Source organism: Burkholderia sp. ABCPW 111, assembly GCF_000773065.1.
Classification (GTDB): domain Bacteria; phylum Pseudomonadota; class Gammaproteobacteria; order Burkholderiales; family Burkholderiaceae; genus Burkholderia; species Burkholderia savannae.
The window spans coordinates 132989-152513 of sequence record NZ_JPWT01000099.1 but is presented as its reverse complement, the minus strand read 5'-3'; the positions used below and the strand labels follow the sequence as shown (position 1 = coordinate 152513).

18 protein-coding genes are annotated in these 19525 nt (G+C 67.1%); 12 read left to right on the top strand and 6 right to left on the bottom strand.

Translation table 11 applies throughout. From position 1 onward, the window contains the following. Positions 1-57: 57 nt before the first annotated feature. The 4 genes from X946_RS23210 to X946_RS23195 all read left to right on the top strand — a co-directional run bounded on the left by X946_RS23210 (position 58) and on the right by X946_RS23195 (position 3551). On the top strand, positions 58-987 hold the full coding sequence (locus X946_RS23210) for a 3-keto-5-aminohexanoate cleavage protein (RefSeq protein WP_038752712.1): 930 nt from the start codon (positions 58-60) through the stop codon (positions 985-987). Between the two features lie 106 nt (positions 988-1093). Continuing rightward, on the top strand, positions 1094-2059 hold the full coding sequence (locus tag X946_RS23205; RefSeq protein ID WP_038752642.1) for an L-carnitine dehydrogenase: 966 nt from the start codon (positions 1094-1096) through the stop codon (positions 2057-2059). A 2-nt stretch (positions 2060-2061) separates the two neighbouring features. Continuing rightward, positions 2062-2559, top strand: coding sequence for a thioesterase family protein (locus tag X946_RS23200; RefSeq protein ID WP_038752639.1), 498 nt, complete (start codon positions 2062-2064; stop codon positions 2557-2559). Between the two features lie 35 nt (positions 2560-2594). Then, entirely contained in the window at positions 2595-3551 is a 957-nt protein-coding gene (locus tag X946_RS23195; RefSeq protein ID WP_038752636.1) for an alpha/beta hydrolase, read from the top strand. A 574-nt stretch (positions 3552-4125) separates the two neighbouring features. On the opposite strand, the gene X946_RS23190 is transcribed toward X946_RS23195, so the two are convergent. The 3 genes from X946_RS23190 to X946_RS23180 form a co-directional block, all read right to left on the bottom strand. Then, complete coding sequence (locus X946_RS23190) at positions 4126-4437, bottom strand: DUF4148 domain-containing protein (protein WP_038752711.1); 312 nt, start codon at positions 4435-4437, stop codon at positions 4126-4128. 227 nt (positions 4438-4664) lie between these two features. Beyond that, positions 4665-5651, bottom strand: a complete 987-nt coding sequence (locus X946_RS23185; protein ID WP_038752710.1) for an oxidoreductase — start codon at positions 5649-5651, stop codon at positions 4665-4667. A gap of 216 nt (positions 5652-5867) precedes the next feature. After that, complete coding sequence (locus X946_RS23180; RefSeq protein ID WP_038752632.1) at positions 5868-6158, bottom strand: DUF3331 domain-containing protein; 291 nt, start codon at positions 6156-6158, stop codon at positions 5868-5870. 252 nt (positions 6159-6410) lie between these two features. Here X946_RS23180 and X946_RS34400 point away from each other — a divergent pair, with 252 nt between their 5' ends. Further along, positions 6411-6677, top strand: a complete 267-nt coding sequence (locus X946_RS34400) for a hypothetical protein (RefSeq protein ID WP_152611785.1) — start codon at positions 6411-6413, stop codon at positions 6675-6677. Positions 6678-6989: 312 nt separating this feature from the next. Here X946_RS34400 and X946_RS23175 read toward each other — a convergent pair whose 3' ends face one another. Next, entirely contained in the window at positions 6990-8234 is a 1245-nt protein-coding gene (locus X946_RS23175) for an NAD(P)/FAD-dependent oxidoreductase (RefSeq protein WP_038752630.1), read from the bottom strand. Between the two features lie 859 nt (positions 8235-9093). On the opposite strand from X946_RS23175, the gene X946_RS23170 reads away from it, so the two are divergent. From X946_RS23170 to X946_RS23145, 6 genes are all read left to right on the top strand, one after another. After that, positions 9094-10209, top strand: a complete 1116-nt coding sequence (locus X946_RS23170; protein WP_038752628.1) for a branched-chain amino acid ABC transporter substrate-binding protein — start codon at positions 9094-9096, stop codon at positions 10207-10209. 203 nt (positions 10210-10412) lie between these two features. Beyond that, positions 10413-11339 (top strand): high-affinity branched-chain amino acid ABC transporter permease LivH, encoded by a 927-nt coding sequence (gene livH, locus X946_RS23165; RefSeq protein ID WP_038752624.1) that lies wholly within the window; start codon positions 10413-10415, stop codon positions 11337-11339. An 8-nt stretch (positions 11340-11347) separates the two neighbouring features. Next, positions 11348-12619 (top strand): high-affinity branched-chain amino acid ABC transporter permease LivM, encoded by a 1272-nt coding sequence (locus X946_RS23160; RefSeq protein ID WP_038752622.1) that lies wholly within the window; start codon positions 11348-11350, stop codon positions 12617-12619. Continuing rightward, on the top strand, positions 12616-13389 hold the full coding sequence (livG, locus tag X946_RS23155) for a high-affinity branched-chain amino acid ABC transporter ATP-binding protein LivG (protein ID WP_038752619.1): 774 nt from the start codon (positions 12616-12618) through the stop codon (positions 13387-13389). The genes X946_RS23160 and livG overlap by 4 nt, the downstream gene beginning before the upstream one ends. Next, entirely contained in the window at positions 13389-14090 is a 702-nt protein-coding gene (locus X946_RS23150) for an ABC transporter ATP-binding protein (RefSeq protein ID WP_038752616.1), read from the top strand. The genes livG and X946_RS23150 overlap by 1 nt, the downstream gene beginning before the upstream one ends. A gap of 728 nt (positions 14091-14818) precedes the next feature. Further along, complete coding sequence (locus tag X946_RS23145) at positions 14819-16066, top strand: peptidoglycan DD-metalloendopeptidase family protein (protein ID WP_038752614.1); 1248 nt, start codon at positions 14819-14821, stop codon at positions 16064-16066. Between the two features lie 245 nt (positions 16067-16311). Here the strand turns inward: X946_RS23145 and X946_RS23140 are convergent, their stop codons facing one another. Together X946_RS23140 and X946_RS23135 are read right to left on the bottom strand one after the other, a co-directional pair. After that, positions 16312-16602 carry a 2Fe-2S iron-sulfur cluster-binding protein gene (locus X946_RS23140; protein WP_038752611.1) on the bottom strand — a complete coding sequence of 97 codons (291 nt, stop codon included), beginning with the start codon at positions 16600-16602 and terminating at the stop codon, positions 16312-16314. 175 nt (positions 16603-16777) lie between these two features. After that, entirely contained in the window at positions 16778-18727 is a 1950-nt protein-coding gene (locus X946_RS23135; protein ID WP_038752608.1) for a sigma-54-dependent Fis family transcriptional regulator, read from the bottom strand. A 268-nt stretch (positions 18728-18995) separates the two neighbouring features. On the opposite strand from X946_RS23135, the gene X946_RS23130 reads away from it, so the two are divergent. Next, complete coding sequence (locus tag X946_RS23130; RefSeq protein WP_038752606.1) at positions 18996-19190, top strand: DUF2964 domain-containing protein; 195 nt, start codon at positions 18996-18998, stop codon at positions 19188-19190. Positions 19191-19525 lie beyond the last annotated feature (335 nt).

Below are 19525 nucleotides of genomic sequence, written 5' to 3'. Positions count from 1 at the left end.
TATCGGCGCGGCGGCGCGCATCCGAATTCGAATTTGAATCTGAACGAGGCGACAGCGATGAATCAGGAAGTCATTGTGACGTGCGCGGTGACGGGTGCGGGCGACACGGTCGGCAAGCATCCGGCGATACCGGTCACGCCGAAGCAGATCGCCGATGCGGCGATCGAAGCCGCGAAGGCGGGCGCGACGGTCGCGCACTGCCACGTGCGCGATCCGCTGACGGGCCGCGGCAGCCGCGATCCGAAGTTGTATCGCGAGGTGGTCGACCGGATTCGCTCGGCCGACGTCGACGTCATCATCAATCTGACGGCCGGCATGGGGGGCGATCTCGAGATCGGCGCGGGCGAAGACCCGATGCGCTTCGGCAAGGGCACGGACCTTGTCGGCGGATTGACGCGGCTCGTGCACGTCGAGGAGCTGCTGCCCGAGATCTGCACGCTCGATTGCGGGACGCTGAATTTCGGCGACGGCGATTACATCTACGTATCGACGCCTGCGCAATTGCGCGCGGGCGCGAAGCGAATCCGGGAACTGGGCGTGAAGCCCGAGCTCGAGATCTTCGACACGGGCCATCTGTGGTTCGCGAAGCAACTGCTGAAAGAAGGACTCCTCGACGATCCGCCGCTCTTCCAGCTTTGCCTCGGCATTCCGTGGGGCGCGCCCGCCGACACCGGCACGATGAAGGCGATGGTCGACAACCTGCCGCCCGGCGCGCACTGGGCGGGTTTCGGGATCGGCCGGATGCAGATGCCGATGGTCGCGCAGGCGATGCTGCTCGGCGGCCACGTGCGCGTCGGTCTCGAAGACAACCTGTGGCTCGATCGCGGCGTGCACGCGACGAACGGCTCGCTCGTCGAGCGCGCGCGGGAGATCGTCGAGCGCCTCGGCGCTCGCGTGCTGACGCCGGCCGAAGGGCGACGCAAGCTCGGCTTGCCGCCGCGCGGCGAGCGTCCGCTCGAGCGGCGCGCGATCGCCGAATCCGCATAGCGCGAGCGCGGCGCAGCACCGGACAACGTTGCGGGAGCGGCCGTGCGCGCACGCCGCGCCGGATCGGCCCTTTCGCGTCATCTTCTCGTTCAAGGATCGAAGATTCATGGCTGTCATCACCGAAATCAACACGTTCGCGGCGATCGGCGCGGGCGTCATCGGCAGCGGCTGGGTTGCGCGCGCGCTCGCGAACGGACTCGACGTCGTCGCCTGGGACCCCGCCGGCGGCGCGGAGCAACAATTGCGCGCGAACGTCGAGAACGCGTGGCCCGCGCTCGAGCGCGCCGGGCTCGCGTCCGGCGCGTCGCCCGCGCGCTTGCGTTTCGTCTCGACGATCGAAGCGTGCGTCGCCGGCGCCGATTTCATTCAGGAAAGCGCGCCCGAGCGCGAAGCATTGAAGCTCGAGCTGCACGATCAGATCAGCCGGGCGGCGAAGCCCGATGCGATCATCGCGTCGTCGACGTCGGGCCTCCTGCCGACGGATTTCTATGCACGCGCGCGGCATCCCGAGCGCTGCATCGTCGGCCATCCGTTCAATCCGGTCTATCTGCTGCCGCTCGTCGAAGTGCTGGGCGGCGCGCGCACCGCGCCCGAAACCGTCGATGCGGCGATCGGCGTCTATCGTGCGCTCGGCATGCGGCCGCTGCGGGTGCGCAAGGAAGTGCCGGGCTTCATCGCGGACCGCCTGCTCGAGGCGCTGTGGCGTGAGGCGCTGCACCTCGTCGACGAAGGCGTTGCGACGACGGGCGAGATCGACGACGCGATCCGTTTTGGCGCGGGCATCCGCTGGTCGTTCATGGGCACGTTCCTCACGTATACACTGGCAGGCGGCGAGGCCGGCATGCGTCATTTCATGCAGCAGTTCGGTCCCGCTCTGGAGCTGCCTTGGACCAAGCTCGTCGCGCCGAAGCTGACCGATGCGCTGATCGACCGCGTCGTCGAAGGCACCGCCGAGCAGCAAGGACACCGAAGCATCAAGGAACTCGAGCGCTATCGGGACGAATGCATCACCGAAGTGATCGCGGCGATCGCCGCGGTGAAGGCGCGCCACGGGATGCGCTACGAGGATTGACGATGACGACGGCCGCGACGCAAGCGACGGAGCTGACGATTCACCGCGACACGGTGCGCGCGGAATGGGTCGATTACAACGGGCATCTGCGCGATGCGTTTTATCTGCTGATCTTCAGCTTCGCGACGGATGCGCTGCTCGACGCGATCGGTCTGGACGACGCGGCGCGCAAAGCGCGCGGCCGCTCCGTCTATACGCTCGAGGCGCATGTCAACTATCTGCACGAGATCAAGGAGGGGACGCGCGTGCGGGTCGATGCGCGCGTGCTCGCGCACGACGCGAAGCGGCTGCATCTGTATCTCGAGATGTTCGCGCAAGGGGCCGACGGCGCGGTGTCGGTGAGCGAACAGATGCTGCTGCACGTCGACACGAGCGGACCGAAGGCGGCGCCGTTCGACGCCGACGTCGCCGAGCGGATCGCGAATCTGCATGCGCGGCAGCGCGGGTATCCCGAGCCGGCTTACGCCGGGCGTGTGATCGGTCTGCCCGCGCGTCGCTGACGCGACGCGGATCGACGAACCGTCGCAGGCGCGCGATGCTGGAACCGGAAATCGATGCGTTCGTCGCGCGTGTCGCCGTGTGGTATCCGGACGATGCCGCATCGCGCCCGATCGCCGAACAGCGCGTGCTCTACGAGCGCTTCGCCGCGGCGTGGACGCCCGCGTTGCCTGCGGACATCGACGTGACCGTCGCGCACTTCGCCGCGGCGGACGGCCGCACGATCGGCTTGCGGCGCTATCGTTCGCGGCGCTCCGAAGCGCGCGGGACGGTGCTGTTCTTTCACGGCGGCGGCTTCGTCGTCGGTTCGCTCGACAGTCACGCGCTCATCGCCGCCCGGATCGCGGCGGACACGGGGCTCGACGTGATCGCCGTCGATTATCGGCTTGCCCCGGAGCATCGTGCGCCGGCCGCGCTCGACGATTGTCTGGAGGTCTGCGTCGCGGCGCTCGACGGCCGGCTGCCGTTCCGCCCGATTGCATTGCCGCTTCGGCTCGCCGGCGACAGCGCGGGCGGCACGCTCGCGGCTTCGGTTGCGACGGCGCTGCGCGACGGCGGTCGCGCAGCGCATGGTGATGACGGGTGCGAGGGCGGCGGCGTGTGCGCGGTCGCGCTCGTCTATCCGATGCTCGGCTTCGAGCCGCAATCGCCCGCACGCGAGGCGGAGGCGCACGCGCCAATGCTCACGCTCGCGCACGTTCACGCGTATCGCCGCTTCTATTGGGGCGATGCCGAACCGCAGCGAGAAGCGATGCCGCTCGGCGCGCGGCGCTTCGACGGCTTGCCGCCCGTGCTGGCGGTCGGCGCCGAGCACGATCCGTTGCGCGACGATGCGCGCGTCTATACGGAGCGCATTCGATCGGCGGGCGGCGTCGCGCGCTTCTGGCACGGCGACGGGCTCGTCCACGGTTGCTGGCGCGCACTCGACACGAGTCCGCAGGCCGCGCGGATGCATCGGATCGTATGCGATTTTCTGGTCGCGCCCGGCGCGTGACGCGTGAAGTGCGCCGAACGCGCGGCGCTTCGGACGGCGGCGCCGGACGAGCGTTCACCGATCGCATCGGGAAAGATGGTGGGCGGTGGGAATACACACGCAGCACGCGCCGCATCGCGTCGCTCGGCAAGCGGATGCGAGCCGGGCGAAACGATCGACGTCGACGCGAAATCGAGAGGTTCGCGTCGATTGGAATGTGACCGGGCAGGATGCGGGCGAGTGTTTTTGTAGCCGAATGCGCGTCATGCCGCGCGCTGAGGAGGGGCCGTGCCGATGCTCGATACGGCCCGCGCACGACGCGTGCATGCAAGGCACGCATGAACAAAATCGATCCTTACATATTGTGTAAGGATCGACCGTGTTTCGATTGACGGGGCCGCCGTAGCGGCGAACTTGCGCCTTAGCCGAAAAAGCGCCTAGGCGCCAGGCGCCCAGGCTAAGCCGCTCCCTGCGGAGCGGCGGAGGTTAGGGGCCCGAATGGGGGCGATGGCGCGCGGAAACGGCCGGTGCGCCATGCGGATTTCAGGCTGCGCGGCCGCCGGATCAGGCGGGGCCGCGCAGCGCGCGTGCTGCTTTACTGACCGAAGTAGATCGAATCGCGCGGCGAGCGGGGAGCCGTGGCGGCCGGCGCGCCGATGTGCGCGACGGGCGTGGCTTGCGCACCGTAGCCGCTCGTGTCGGCGGCGCCTTGCACGCGTGCTTGGGCAGCCTGGATGTCTTCCGGATAGTACGGGCTCGACACGCCCGGGTGGTAGCCGGCCTTCTCGAGCTGGACCAGCTCCGCGCGAACTTGCGCTCGGCTCAGCGACGGGTTGGATTGCGCGAACGCACCGAACGAAGCGCTCAGGGCGGAAGCGGTGACGACAGCGTAAACGAGCGATTTCATGAGAACCTCCGAATGTTTTATCGATTTCGCTTTCGACACCATGTCTTAAGCGATTGGTTACATCGTAGTCTTCGGGGTCCTACGGGTAAACGCTGGCTTTCGCGAAATATCTTTTCGTAAATTGAAAAAATCCAGACCGCAAGCGGTGGGGTGTCACAGCAAAAAAAACCGCCCGCCCGCTGCGGGGGCAGCGGGCGAAGCGGCAAGCTTGGGCTTGGCGAAATGCTTCAGAGCGCACGGAACGTCGCGTCGTAGCGCGAGTTTCCGCGGCGCGAGCCGGGCGACGGTGTGTCGAGATAGCGCACGCCGGTCAGTTGTTCGGATTTTTCCCATAGGCGGGCGCCCATCTGCGCGTCGCGCGCCTGGTGCGGGATGCGCGCGTCGGCCGGATAGCCGCGGGTCTCGCACAGGTGCGCGGGGCCGATGTACGCGCCGCCTACGACGTCGGCCGCCGTTGCCGCGTGGATCGCGGGCAGCGCGCCGACCTCGGCCGGCTGCGCGACGAGCCGGTTCGAGACGCGCATCGCGAATGAGCCGAGCGACGAATTCTCCATCGCCGGGCCGGCGAACTGCAGGTTCGTGGCCGCGTAGCCCGGATGCGCGGCCACGCTCAGGATCGACAGCCCCTCGCGATCGAAGCGGCGCTGAAGCTCGAGCGTGAACATCAGGTTCGCGAGCTTGCTGTCGCAATATGCGCGGTACTTGTTGTAGCCGCGCTCGGCGAGCATGTTGTCGAGACGGATCTTGCCGAGCCGGTTGAAGCCGCTCGACATCGTCACGACGCGCGCGCGGTGCGACGCGCGCAGCGCGGGCAGCAGCAGGCCCGTCAGCGCGAAGTGGCCGAGGTGGTTCGTTCCCATCTGCATTTCGAAGCCGTCGCGCGTGTGGCGCAGCGGCAGGAACATCACGCCTGCGTTGTTGCAGAGAATGTCGACGCGGCCGTGGCGATCGGTGACGGCGTCGGCGAAGCGGCACACGGATGCGAGATCGGCGAGATCGAGCGCTTCGACTTCGATCCGGGCGCGCGGATAACGGGTGCGGATCGTGTGCGCGGCCAGTTCGCCCTTCGCCGACTCCCGGCAGCCCATCACCACTTGCGCGCCTTTGGCGGCGAGCGTTTCCGCGATCTGCCAGCCGAGGCCGCTGTTGGCCCCGGTGACGACCGCGACTTTTCCGCCTTGCGGCAGCACGTGTTGCGCGCTCCATGCATGCATCTTCGTCTCCATCCGTTGGCGCGCCGTCGGGCAGCGCGTTCTCGGGCCCGCCGTTTGCGCGAATGGGCCCTGGGCCCGGTGCAGCGGAGCGTCGGCGTTTCCGCCGTTCGCACCCTTTACACCGTTACATTGATTGATGTAACGGTAGTGACGCAAGACGGCGAAGACAAGAAGCAGGCTAGAGACGCCGCTCTAACCGCGTGGTGTGGCGCGGCGTTACTTGCCGCTCGCGTGCCCGAGCACTTCGGCGGCGGAAATCATCGCGCCTGCATTGGCGGGCGCCGGGCGCTCGGCGGGGCGGAACACTTCGTCGCCGCGGTGGATCACCTGGCGCGACAGCGCACAAGTGCCGGTGCGTTGCGCGAAGCGGCGGCGCCAGCGTTGCTCGCCGTAGTGGCAGCGGCCGGGTTCGACCCAGCGGACGACGAGCAGCGTGTCGGAGCGTTCGAGGATTTCGACGTGAACGTCAGCGGGATCGAGCACAGGCTGGGATTTGGAGGACTTCATTTTGCCGTTTCCTAAAGCTCGTGCGGTATCGGCCTAGGCAGTTATTGCAACTGCTTTCCGTCGATTCCGTAGCGATTTCCATTAGAGGGGTGCGCTAAATGTAAGCGCGCTCGCGCGGAAAAAACATCCTGTCTGGCTCAAATTACTTTTTGCCGATTTAGAAACAATCGATTTCCATTTGCGGGCAAAAGTGGAGTGCGGAATCGTTCACTCGAATGGTGCGCGAACGGAGTGCGAGAACGCGTCCGAGCCGTGCCGCAGCCTGCTGCACGCGGCATTCGCCGTTTGCGGATCGTCATCGCGCGGCGCGCGCATGCGGTGCGGGCGAGTGCTTTGTCACGTTGTTGCGCCGCGTGTCAAGGTTTCTCGCTTCAACGCGAAGACGGTTTGCGCGATCGTTTTGCGCGCGGCGCGTTCGAGTGCAATTCGGTTATTCGTGCGTCCGATTCGGCTGCATTGATTGTTCAGACGATGTTCGTTGTGAAAATTGCAAAGCACCATTCGTTCAACGTGCAATGATTCGCGGGCGGCGTAGCCCGTTGCTCGTTGCGCGATGACCGATTAGGCGCTCGTCGCGCTTCGACGATCGCGCAATATCGCTCCTGAGTTTCGCCGCCGCGCAGGTTTTGTTTAGTGGGCGAATAGCGAATCGGTCATGCGGCGCGTGGCGAGCGACATGATGCACGGATTATGTCGGCCGGTCCTTTGCCGTTGGAACGCATACGGGGCATGCATTCGCGGCGGCGCTTCTCGTCACGGTGCGCGAGCGAGCGTGCCGGCGTATCGAATGCCGCTGCCGCCCCCCGCGCTCCCGCGGCTTCCCGCTTCGAATCACAGAAACCGCTCGACGCGAAACGGCGCGACGTCCGCGACGGTCGGCTCGCCGCACATCATTTCCGCGAGCAGGCGCCCCGTGACGGGGCCGAGCGTGAGCCCGTGATGGTTGTGGCCGAACGCGAACCACATGCCGCGGTGTCGTGGCGCCGCGCCGATCACGGGGCGCATGTCCGGCGTGCACGGCCGAAAGCCGAGCCACGGCGCGGGATCAAGCCGCGGGCCGAGCCTGAACGTCGGCTGCGCGATGCGCTCCGCGCGCGCGAGCTGCACGCCCGTCGGCGGCAGCGTGCGCGCGGCGATCTCGACGCCTGTCGTGAGCCGCAATCCGCCGCGCATCGGCGCGACGACGTAGCCGTGCTCGAGATCGACGACGGGCGCGGACAGCGGCGCGCCGTCGGGCGGCGCGTAATGCATGTGGTAGCCGCGTTTTTCGCGCAGCGGTATCCGGTAGCCGAGCTTCGCGAACACGGTATCCGACCAGGGGCCGAGCGCGACGACGACTTCGCGCGCCGTCGCGACGCCGTCGGCCGTGCTCACGTGCCAGCCGTCGCCGCTTGATTCGACGCTCGCGGCATCGCCTTCGAGCAGCGCGCCGCCGTCGCGCTCGAAGAGCCGCGCGTACGCTTTGACGAGCGCGCCGGGATCGACGACGCTCTTGGGGTCGAGCCAGTGCAGCGCGCCGCAGAACCCAGCGCCGAGCGCGGGTTCTTGCGCGGCGAGCGCGGACGCGTCGAGCGTCGCCACGCGCAGGCCGTGCCGGCTCGCGTCGCGCCGCGCACCGCGCGCCGCATGCTCGAGGCGCTCCGGCGTCCGATACGCTTCGATCCAGCCGCGCGCGTGCACGAGGTCGCCGGCGTTCGCGCGCGCGATCAGCGCATCGTGCTCGGCGACGCTGAGCTCGATGAGCGGCAGCATGTCGCGCGCGGCGGCCGCACGGCGGCGCGGCGACGATTCCCACCAGAAGCGCGCGAGCCACGGCGCGAACGACGGCAGCGACGCACGATCCCAATAGAGTTCGGTCGAGCGGTTCATCGCGTAGCGCAGCAGCGCGAGCGGGTTGCGCGGAAACGCGTACGGTGCGACGGAGGACCGCTCGATGAGCCCGGCGTTGCCGAAGCTCGTGCCGCCGCCGGGCGCGCCGCGGTCGACGAGCGCGACCCTGCGGCCGCGATCCTGCAGATGCAGCGCGGCCGATACGCCGACGATGCCGGCGCCGAGAACGATGACGTCGAAATCCATGAAGCGAGCGTAAATGATGCGTGGTGCGAACGGCGGCCGATTTCCGCCGGATCGGAGTTGGATCGGAGTCGAACGGCGGGCGAATCGCGCGACCGGCCGGCACGGTGCCGCCTGAACCGGGCAAGCCGGCTCGACGGGAAAATGAAAGGGCCGGCTGACCGATTGCGCGCTCGCATTATTTCATCGAAATTCCAAAATGCCTGCTATGTCCCCGATGAAATTGCCGGTATATGCGCGCATGCCGGCGGATATTGCATGGCGCTCGTGTCGTTCGGATGGTCGGGCGGTCGTACCTCGCTGCGGAGGTCGAATCGCGTGCCGCCGTCGCTCGACGTCCGGATCGGGTTCGGCTCGTCTTACGGTGCGCCGCAGCGTCGCGATAAACGTCCGCAGCGAAAGGGAAATCGCGCGAGGCGGTTGCGCGAACGGTCGCGCGGCCGTCGAATCCGGCTGCGGTGCAGCATGCGAACGACGGGCGCAACCGAGCGCCCGAGAGGCCGCGCGGACTGCGTGTTTTCCCTGATTCGTCCGTTAATTCTGGTCAGATGGATGAAAAACGATCCTATAATTTCGGCTGCCTTGCCAACGGCTGTCGGCATATCCGTCCGACGAGCAGTGAGGTAAGCGGGGCAGGCGAATCGCTTGCGCAATACAAGACGCATCACGTTGTCTTTCCGAACCAAGGTCTCCGTCGCGCGCGACGGCGGCTGACACTGCCGGGCCCCGCAAGCGCTGTTCCATCTGCAGGTCCGTCTTTCCGTCTCGGGCGTGCTCCAAGTCGTTTCGTCCACGGGTGTTGTTCGATTGCGCAAGTCATGTTGCCTTGCCCGTATGACTAAACATAATCGAGGAGCTCCTGATGATGCTGTCCCGTCTTTCGTCCATCTCTCTCGCCGCGATGCTCGTTGCAGCCGGCGCCGCTGCCCATGCGGAAACCGTGAAGATCGCCATTGCCGGCCCGATGAGCGGCTCGGTCGCTCAGTACGGCGACATGGTCAAGGCCGGCGCGCTGACGGCGATCGAGCAGATCAACGCAGCCGGCGGCGCGGGCGGCAATAAGTTCGAGGTGGTGATGATGGACGACGCGTGCGAGCCGAAGCAGGCGGTCGCGGTGGCGAACAAGATCGTCAGCCAGAAGATCAAGTACGTGATCGGCCACGTGTGCTCGGGCTCGACGATTCCGGCGTCGGACATCTACGAGAACGAAGGCATCGTGATGATCACGCCGTCGGCGACCGCGCCGCAGTTGACCGAGGGCAAGAAGCGTAAGTTCGTGTTCCGAACGATCGGCCGCGACGACCAGCAGGGGCCGGCCGCCGCGCAGTACATCATCGGCAAGGTCAAGCCGAAGAAGGTCGCCGTGCTGCACGACAAGCAGTCGTACGGCCAGGGCATCGCGTCGGCGGTGAAGAAGGACCTCGACGCGGCGAAGGTGCCCGTCGTGATCTTCGAAGGCATCAACGCGGGCGACTCCGACTACTCGGCGGTCGTCACGAAGCTGAAGTCGCAGGGCGTCGACTTCGTCTACTTTGGCGGCTATCACCCGGAAATGGGGCTGCTGATGCGCCAGGCGCGCGAACAGGGCGTGAAGGCCGTGTTCATGGGACCGGAAGGCGTCGGCAACAAGGACGTGACGGCGATCGCCGGCCCGGCTTCGGAAGGCATGCTCGTCACGCTGCCCGCCGACTTCACCGCCGATCCGGCCAATGCGGCGCTCGTGAAGGCGTTCGCCGACAAGAAGCGCGATCCGAACGGCACGTTCCAGATGCCCGCGTATTCCGGCGTGAAGATCATCGCCGATTCGATCGCGGGCGCGAAGACCACCGATCCGGCGAAGGTCGCCGCGTACATGCACCAGCACAGCTTCGACACGCCGATCGGCAAGGTGTCGTACGACGCGCAGGGCGACCTGAAATCGTTCAAGTTCGTCGTCTACAAGTGGCACAAGGACGCGACCAAGACGGCCGCCAACTAACTGGAGTATCTGCCTGCCCGTCCGCCCCGCTGCACGTTCGAGCGGGGCGGGTCGCATTGGCCCTGCGCTGGCCCTGCGCCGTCGCGCGAGCGGGCCGCCGCGGGGCGGGCGCATCGAGATCGGACGCCCGTGCGCTGCATGCGCCGCCGCTTTCGCGAGCGGCGGCGCATGCATGCGCGTCGGCGCGAACGGGAGCTTCCCGCATGAATGAATTCTTTCCTCAATTCGCCCAGCAACTGGTCAACGGCCTCACGCTGGGCGCGATCTATGCGTTGATCGCCATCGGCTATTCGATGGTCTACGGGATCATCGGCATGATCAACTTCGCCCACGGCGAGATCTACATGATCGGCGCATACGTCGGGCTCGTCACGCTGACCGCGATCGGCACGTCGGCGGGCTATCCGCTGCCGCTCGTGCTCGGCGCGGCGCTTGTCGTGTCGGTCGTCGTCACGGGGCTCTACGGGTTCGCGGTCGAGCGCGTCGCGTACCGGCCGCTGCGCGGCGGGCCGCGGCTCGTGCCGCTCATCTCCGCGATCGGCATGTCGATCTTTCTTCAGAACTACGTACAGATCGGCCAGGGCGCGCGCGACATGTCGGTGCCCGTGCTGATCTCCGGCGCGTTCGATATTCACGTCGGCGGCGACTTCGACGTGACGGTGCCGTATGCGCGCCTGTTGATCGTCTGCGTGACGATCGTGCTGATGATCGCGCTCACGCTGTTCATCTCGCATTCGCGGATGGGCCGTGCATGCCGCGCGTGCGCGGAAGACATGCGGATGGCGAACCTGCTCGGCATCGACACGAACCGCGTGATCTCGTTCACGTTCGTGCTGGGCGCGATGCTCGCCGCGGTGGGCGGCGTGCTGATCGGGCTCACGATCGGCAAGCTCAATCCGTATATCGGCTTCGTCGCGGGCATCAAGGCGTTCACGGCCGCGGTGCTGGGCGGCATCGGCAGCATTCCCGGCGCGATGCTGGGCGGCGTGCTGCTCGGTCTCGCCGAGACTTTTGCCTCCGGGTACATGCCCGCCGAGTACAAGGACGTGGTGGCCTTCGGCCTCCTCGTGCTGATCCTGCTGTTCCGTCCGACGGGCCTGCTCGGCAAGTCGGACATCGAAAAGGTGTGAGGCCGCCCATGAATCAAGCGATGACTTCCGTCCGCACGACGGCCGGCGTGCCGGCCGTGCGATCGCTCAAGCACGCGGTGACGGCCGCCGTGCTGACCGCGATCCTCACGGTGCCGATCCTCGGCCTTCAACTGAAGCTCGACGGCTATCAGGTCGTTCTCGAAGCGCACTGGCGGCCGGTCTGGATCGCGGTCGCCGCCGTGTTCCTGTTTCAGTTGTTCAAGCCCGCGCTCGTGCGCGCGAAGGCGGCCGTGCGCATGCCCGCGACGCCGCCGCTCGGCGCGCGCGAGCAGCGCGCGATCGTCTGGGCGCTCGTCGCGTTCGGCTTCGTGTGGCCGTTCTTCGGCTCGCGCGGCGCGATCGACGTCGCGACGCTCGCGCTCATCTACGTGATCCTCGGCCTCGGCCTGAACATCGTCGTCGGCTTCGCCGGCCTGCTCGATCTGGGCTACGTCGGCTTCTATGCGGTCGGCGGCTACACATATGCGCTTCTCAACCAGTACTTCGGGCTCACGTTCTGGGAATGCCTGCCGCTCGCCGCGCTCGCGTCGGCGACGTTCGGCTTCGTGCTCGGCTTTCCGGTGCTGCGGCTGCGCGGCGACTATCTCGCGATCGTCACGCTGGGCTTCGGCGAGATCATCCGCCTGCTCGCGAACAACCTGACGAGCATCACGGGCGGCCCCGACGGCGTCTCCGGCATCCCGAAGCCGACGGTGTTCGGCTTCGAGATGGCGCGAAGCGCGAGCGTCGAGGGCGCGAAAACCTTCCACGAGCTGATCGGACTCGAGTACAGCGGCGAGCACGTCGTGATCTTCCTGTACCTGATCGCGCTGCTGCTCGTCTGTTTCACGCTCTTCGTGACGAGCCGGTTGATCAGGATGCCGATGGGTCGCGCATGGGAGGCGCTGCGCGACGACGAGATCGCGTGCCGCTCGCTCGGCCTCAATCCGACGCGCATCAAGCTGTCGGCGTTCACGCTCGGCGCGTCGTTCGCCGGCATCGGCGGTGCGTTCTTCGCGGCGCGCCAGGGGCTCGTGAATCCGGAGTCGTTCACGTTCATCGAATCCGCGCTGATTCTCGCCATCGTCGTGCTGGGCGGAATGGGCTCGCAGCTCGGCGTGATTCTCGCGGCGATCCTGCTGACCCTGTTGCCCGAGATCGCGCGCGGTTTCGCCGAATACCGGATGCTGATGTTCGGCCTCGTGATGGTGTTGATGATGATGTGGCGTCCGCAGGGCCTGCTGCCTGCGAGCCGCCCCCACGTGGAGCTGCCGCAATGAGCGCGACGACGGAAATGTTGAAGGTGTCCGCGCTGCAGATGCGCTTCGGCGGCTTGCTCGCGGTGGACGGGATCGATTTCGACGTGCGCCGCGACGAGGTATTCGCGATCATCGGCCCGAACGGCGCGGGCAAGACGACGGTGTTCAACTGCATCGGCGGGTTCTATCGGCCGACGGCGGGCAGCGTCGTGCTCGACGGCCATTCGATCGGCGGGCTGACGAGCCACCTGGTCGCGCGCAAGGGGCTCGTGCGCACGTTCCAGAACATTCGGCTCTTCAAGTCGCTGACGGTCGTCGAGAACCTGCTCGTCGCGCAGCATCGGCAGGTGAAGTCGGGGCTCTTTCACGGCCTCTTCGCGACGCCCGCGTATCGCCGCGCGGAACGCGACGCGCTCGAGCGCGCGGCCGTGTGGCTCGACCGGATGAATCTGACGGCGGTCGCGAACCGGCCCGCGGGCACGCTCTCGTATGGCCATCAGCGCCGCCTTGAGATCGCGCGCTGCATGATCACGAACCCGCGCCTGCTGATGCTCGACGAGCCGGCGGCGGGCCTCAATCCGCAGGAGAAGGTCGAACTGCAGCAACTGATCGACCGGCTGCGCCGCGAGTTCGGCGTCGCGGTGCTGCTGATCGAGCACGACATGAGTCTCGTGATGGGCGTCTCGGATCGCATTCTGGTGATGGAGCACGGCCGGCCGATCACGATCGGCCGGCCCGACGAAGTGCGCAACGATCCGCGCGTGATCAAGGCCTATCTGGGAGAGGAGTGATGCTGAAGCTGGAGAAGGTCCATACGCACTACGGCGCGATCGAGGCGCTGTCGGGCGTGTCGATCGAAGTGAAGAAGGGCGAGATCGTCACGCTGATCGGCAGCAACGGCGCGGGCAAGACGACGCTGATGATGACCGTGTGCGGCACGCCGCGCGCGTCGAGCGGGCGCGTGCTGTTCGAGGGCAGCGACATCACCGCGATGCCGACGCACGAGATCATGCGCCAGGGGCTCGCGATCTCGCCGGAAGGGCGCCGCGTGTTTCCGAGCCTCACCGTGCTGGAGAATCTGAAGATGGGCGGCTTCTTCGCGAGCCGCCATGAGATCGACGAGGGCGTCGAGCATGTCTATCGCCTGTTTCCGCGGCTGAAGGAGCGCTCGGGGCAGCGGGCGGGCACGATGTCGGGCGGCGAGCAGCAGATGCTCGCGATCGGCCGCGCGCTGATGAGCCGGCCGCGCCTGCTGCTGCTAGACGAGCCGACGCTCGGCCTTGCGCCGCTCGTGATCGCGCAGATCTTCGACATCATCCGGACGATTCGCGACGAGGGCGTGACGGTGTTCCTCGTCGAGCAGAACGCGCACAAGGCGTTGCAGGTCGCCGATCGCGGCTATGTGCTCGAGACGGGGCGGGTCGTGCTCGCCGACACCGGCGCGAACCTGCTGGCGAACGACGGAATCCGCAGCGCGTATCTCGGCGCGTAGGACGGCGGCATCGCGGGCACGTCGCTCGCGCAACGATACCGGCGGACGAACGCGCATTTCGGAAAATTAGAACATGGCGCGTTCGGTCGCATTCTCCGGTCAATGCGATTGTGTTCCAGGTGACATAACCGCCGATTCGAACGGATTCATGTAATCACGGCATTTATTTTTTAGAACCGCATCTTATCGGCGTGCATCATGAACGCGGTGAATGTCGATTTTTCCTGATCCGGTCGGCCGATTCATCGGCTGCCCGTGATTCTCGTGGATCATTGCATGCGTGACATTAAGCGCCTGAAAAAGAAGGCGTTTTGTGTTCTTGTTCGCATGACGGACATGCTTGGTCAGATCGATCGATCCGGCTCCGACATCATTCGGATTCCTTCCTTATTCGCCGTTTCGTGACGAATAAATTCTCATGCGCATATCTGAAACAATCACTATTTCAATATACGTTTCTGGTGCCAATATCGATGAAATAGCGGGATGGCTGCCTTCGTAAATCCGATCGATTTGTCGATTGCAAGGTTTACTTTTAGAGGAAAGTCACTATGATTCCCGGGGCGTAAGGGCTTTGTCGGTTTGGTCAAGCTGCTAAGCAGTCCGAATCGAGCTGTCAAGGTTCACCGTGGGATCGCTGTGGTCGCGTCGGCCGACGACACCGCATCGGGCCGCAGTCGGTCCCGTCCGTCGAAATGACGACGTTCACTGATAAGGGAGGCGTTCTTATGGGCCCGATGGTCTGGCGTAGTGCATCCGATTCCATCAAGCGTTTGATGGCCGTGCCGTTGATGGCGGCAGGCCTGTCCGGCGCCGCGTATGCGGTGCCCGTCGATGCACCGGACCTGCAGCAGGCAATCCGGCAGGCTTTCTCCACTCGGCTCGGCAAGCAGGGGCCGGCCGCGCCCGCTGCGCGCGACGACGTGATCGAGCCGATCAAGTCGGATCAGGAGGCCGGATGGGTGTTCGGCACCGTTACGCAGGTCGTTCCGAACGACTCGCCGGCCTACCCCGTGTCGAAGCTCTTCGTCGCGCAACGCGCAAAGGACGGATGGGTCGTCGGCATCGAAGGCACCGATGCGTTTTATGCGCTTGCCGCCGCGGCGCCGGCGAAGCTGCTGCCCCGCGACGAGCGCGCGCATCTGAATGCAGGCCGCGCGCCCGCCGCGTCGCGGCCGAGCGCGGCGGCGGGGCAGACGGGGCTTGCGCTGCCGTGGCAGCAAGGCGCCGCGTGGTATTGGACGGGCGGCGCGCATGGCTGGAGCGGCGAAAGCCGCCCGTTCAACTCGCTCGACTTTTCCATCGGCAACGGCCAGGTGCTCGCCGCGCGTGGCGGCGTTCTCTACAAAAGCTGCGAGCGCAACGGCAGCGCGATCGTCAAGGTCGTCCACGACAACGGCTATGCGACCACGTACTACCACATGGTTCAGCTGACTCAGGCTGGCAGCGGCACGCGCGTGCGCCAGGGCGAATACCTCGGGCGCGTCGGCAACGGCCTGCCGTGCGGTGGGCAGACGACCGGGCCGCACGTGCACTTCGCGCTGAGCCAGGGCGGCAGCGATGTGCCCGTGAACGGCAAGACGATCGGCGGCTGGCAGTTCTTCGAAGGCGGCGGTGCGTATTCGGGCTATGCGATCCGCAATCAGCGGCGCGTGTCCGTGCAGGCGTCACTCACCAATTACGGCTCGGAGGACAGCGGCGGGCCGGCCGAACCGTCGCCGTCCGTGAAGGCGACCGTGCAGGCGCCGGGGCCTGTGAACCTGCGCAGCGCGCCGTCGCTGTCCGCTTCGGTCGTCGGCACCGTCGCGAACGGCGCGACGGTCCAGCTCGCGTGCTATGCGTACGGCGATACGGTGCGGGGCAACTGGGGTGCGACGCGGCTCTGGTATCGGCTCGGCTCGAATCAATGGGTGTCGGACGGTTTCGTCCATACGGGGAGCAACGATCCTGTCGTGTCGGCCTGCACCAGCCGATGACGGCGGCCGTTGTCTGTCCGCGTGCACGCAGGCGTTGCGCGGCGTCGGCGCGATTCGCGGCGCGAGCGGTGTGGTGTCGACTGTCGAGCGAAGCGCGCTCGATACGCGGCCGTGCATGTCTTTCGACCATGTGATCGGCGGCGGCCCGGCTGTCGGGCGGGCGCGCGGCGGCATGCGATCATGCCCGCCGTGCGCGGCCCGGCGCGGACACCTGCGATCTCCTTGCACGATCCCCGCGCGTGCGTTCATTCGGCGTCAGGCACCTCGATGACGAGATCGGATCGCGCGATCGCGACGCACGGCAGGATGTAGCCTTCCGCTTTTTCTTCGGCGCTCACGCCGGGCCAGTCGATCCGGTAGACGATCGAGCCTTCGCGCAGACGGCACAGGCAGGTCCGGCACGTGCCGTTGCGGCACGAGCGCGGCAGCGATACGCCGGCGAAGCCCGCGGCTTCGAGCAGCGACAGCGATTCGGGCGCGTCGAAGCCGGCTCCGAGCGGCTCGACTCGCACCCAGTGCGAACGTTCTTCGGTCATGCGATCGTAAGCGGCGGCGCGGTGTCGTGGACGATGAAGCCGCAAGGATACCCGATGCGCTCGCGCGTTTCGCCGCGCACGCAGCGCGGCCCATCTGCGCATCGTACGCAAGGCCGCACGCGCGGTGCCGCGCTCGCCGTCCGCGGCTGGCTGCGGCACCGGCGGCACCGACGATTCAGACGTCTGGCGGCCGTCGTCTGCGCAGATGTCGATAAACGGTGTTGCGCGCGAGCCCGAGCTCGCGCGCGGCCGCCGACACGTTGCCGCGATGCCGGTCGAGCGCGCCGTCGATCAGCGCGAACTGATGGGCTTGCAGCGTCGGCGCGGCGGTGGCGAACGCCGCTGCCGCGCCGGCCGCGTCGCCGTCGGTGGGTGTCGCCGTGGCTTCCCGCGCGGGCTGCGGGCAGTCGAGCCAGAAATCGTCGGGCAAATGCTCGACGTCGATTTGCGTTTCGCCTTCGGCGAGCATCCCGGCCGTGCGCAGCACGTTCGTCAGTTGACGCAGATTGCCGGGCCAGCGGCAGCGCGCAAACGCGGCGAGCACGGCCGGCGACACGGCGGCGGGCATCGGCTCGCTGCGCGCGAGCCGCGCGAGCACGCGGGCGACGAGCGTCTCGAGGTCCGAGCGCTCGGCCAGCGCCGGCAGCGTCACCGCGAGGCCGTTGATCCGGTAGAACAGATCCTCGCGGAACGTGCCGGCGGCGATCATCCCGCGCAGATCGCGGTGCGTCGCGCAGACGATCCGCAAATCCACCGGCACCGCGCGCGCGCCGCCGAGCGGCATCACCGCGCGTTCCTGCAGCACGCGCATCAGCCGCACCTGCTGCGCGAGCGGCATGTCGCCGATTTCGTCGAGAAACAGCGTGCCGCCGTCCGCCTGCGCGATCTTGCCGGGGCTGCCGCGCTTGCGCGCGCCGGTGAACGCGCCGTCCTCGTAGCCGAACAGCTCCGCTTCGATCAGCGAATCAGGCAACGCCGCGCAATTGACCGCGACGAACGGACCGTCGCGGCGCGGCGACGCACGATGCAGCGCCCGCGCGAGCCATTCCTTGCCGGTGCCGGTTTCGCCGAGCACGAGCACCGGCAGGTCGCGCCCGCGCACCTTGCCGACGCGCTGCAGCACGGCGGCCATGCGCGCATCGCCCGTGTCGAGCGTCGCGAACGTGATCGCGTCGGGATCGTCGTCGCGCGTGCTCTCGGCGTTACGGGGCGGCGCGATGCGGCTCGTCACCGGAACGGCCGTGCGCTGCGCATCCGCGAATTCACAGCGCGCGCGCACGCGCACGCCGCTGCCGAGCGTCAGCGCGAAGCACGCGAGCGGCTCGTGCGCCGCATGCTGCGCGAGCTTCGCGAACGACAGGCCGAACAGCTCGTCGCAGCCGCGATGCTGCAGCGCATCGAAACCAGCGCCGAGCTGGAATTGCGCGCTGCGGTTCGCCGCGATCAGCGCGCCGCTCGGGCTGAACGCGACGAGGCCCGCGAACAGCGAGTCGACGAATTCGTCGTGTGCGTGAAAGCGCACGCGCAGCGCGTCGGCGCACTGGTTCGCGAACAAATGATTCTCGATCAGTTGCGCGGACATCTTCACGAGCGCGAGCGTGTGCGAGCTGAAGCCGCGCGGATCGCCGCTCACGTCCAACGCGCCGAGGATGCGGCCGAAGGGATCGACGATCGGCGCGCACGAGCAGGTCAGCACGTGATTCGCGCGCAGGAAATGCTCGGCGCCGTGGACGGCGAGCGCCTGGCCCGAGGCGAGCGCCGTGCCGATCGCGTTGGTGCCGCGCGTGTCCTCCGCCCACGACACGCCGGGGCAGAGCGCGACACGATTCGCCTTCTCGACGAAATCGGCGTCGCCGATGCTGTGCAGGATCACGCCGTCCCGATCGGTCAGGAGCACGAGGCTTTGCGTGTCGGCGATCTGCGTGTGCAGCGTGTCCATCACCGGGCGCGCATGCGTGTACAGCGACTGGCTGCCGTCGATCAGTTCGCGCAGCGCGGTGCGCGACAGCGGCGAAAAATCGGGCAATTCGGATGCGCGCAGGCCCACCGACGATGAGCGGGCGTGCGCTTGCGCGAGCAGGTCGACGCGGCTCGCCACGGCGGGCAGCACGGAAGATTGCGGCATGACTTGTCTCCATGGGGCCCGCCGACGGAGTGTGCGCTCCGCTCGACCGGCGCAGCGGTGGACGTGGCGGCGCGGGCACGCCCATCATACAAGCGCCGCGCGCGATGTGCGACCGCAAATCGAATTTCGCTTGCTTTTGTGCCCCGGCCTGCAATGATGGAAACAGGGTGCGCACGCGCCGCGCCCCGCCCGGACCGATGCGGAAATCATGAACGGTCCCCGCAATTCAGCATGCGCCGCGACATGCATCCGTTCGGGGAGAATCATCATGGTTCGGACGGAACTGAGAGTGGTGCTCGCCGCGATCGCGACGTTCGTCTCGCTGGCCGGCATTGCCGTGGCGATCCACGGATTGTTGTTCGACCAGGATGCTGCGGTGCGATATGGCGCTGCGGCGATTGCGCTCGGCGTGACGACTTGCGCGGTTGCACTGAACGTCTGGCCGAAGGACGAAAAGAAGTGAGCGGGATGGCCTGCGGGCGGCGCGACGGCGAGCGCGCTCGCGGCGCCGTGGGGCTCGATCGGCTCGCGCGTTGTGCGACGCGACGAGCGCTGCCGAATGCGATCGGCATATAACCCGCATGCCCGTCGCAATATAAAGGGCTTTGGCGCGGCGGTGCGCGCGTCGACTCGAGCGAAGGCCATCGAAGCTCGTTCGCGCGAAACCCGACGGCCCGCGAGCGGAGTTCGCCGGTCGACGAACCGCACGCGGAAATGCGGCGCGGACCATCGCTCCCTCTCGTTTGCAACTGCCTGACACCGGGATTCGCAGTCGAATCCGGTGTGCGATTCCCACGA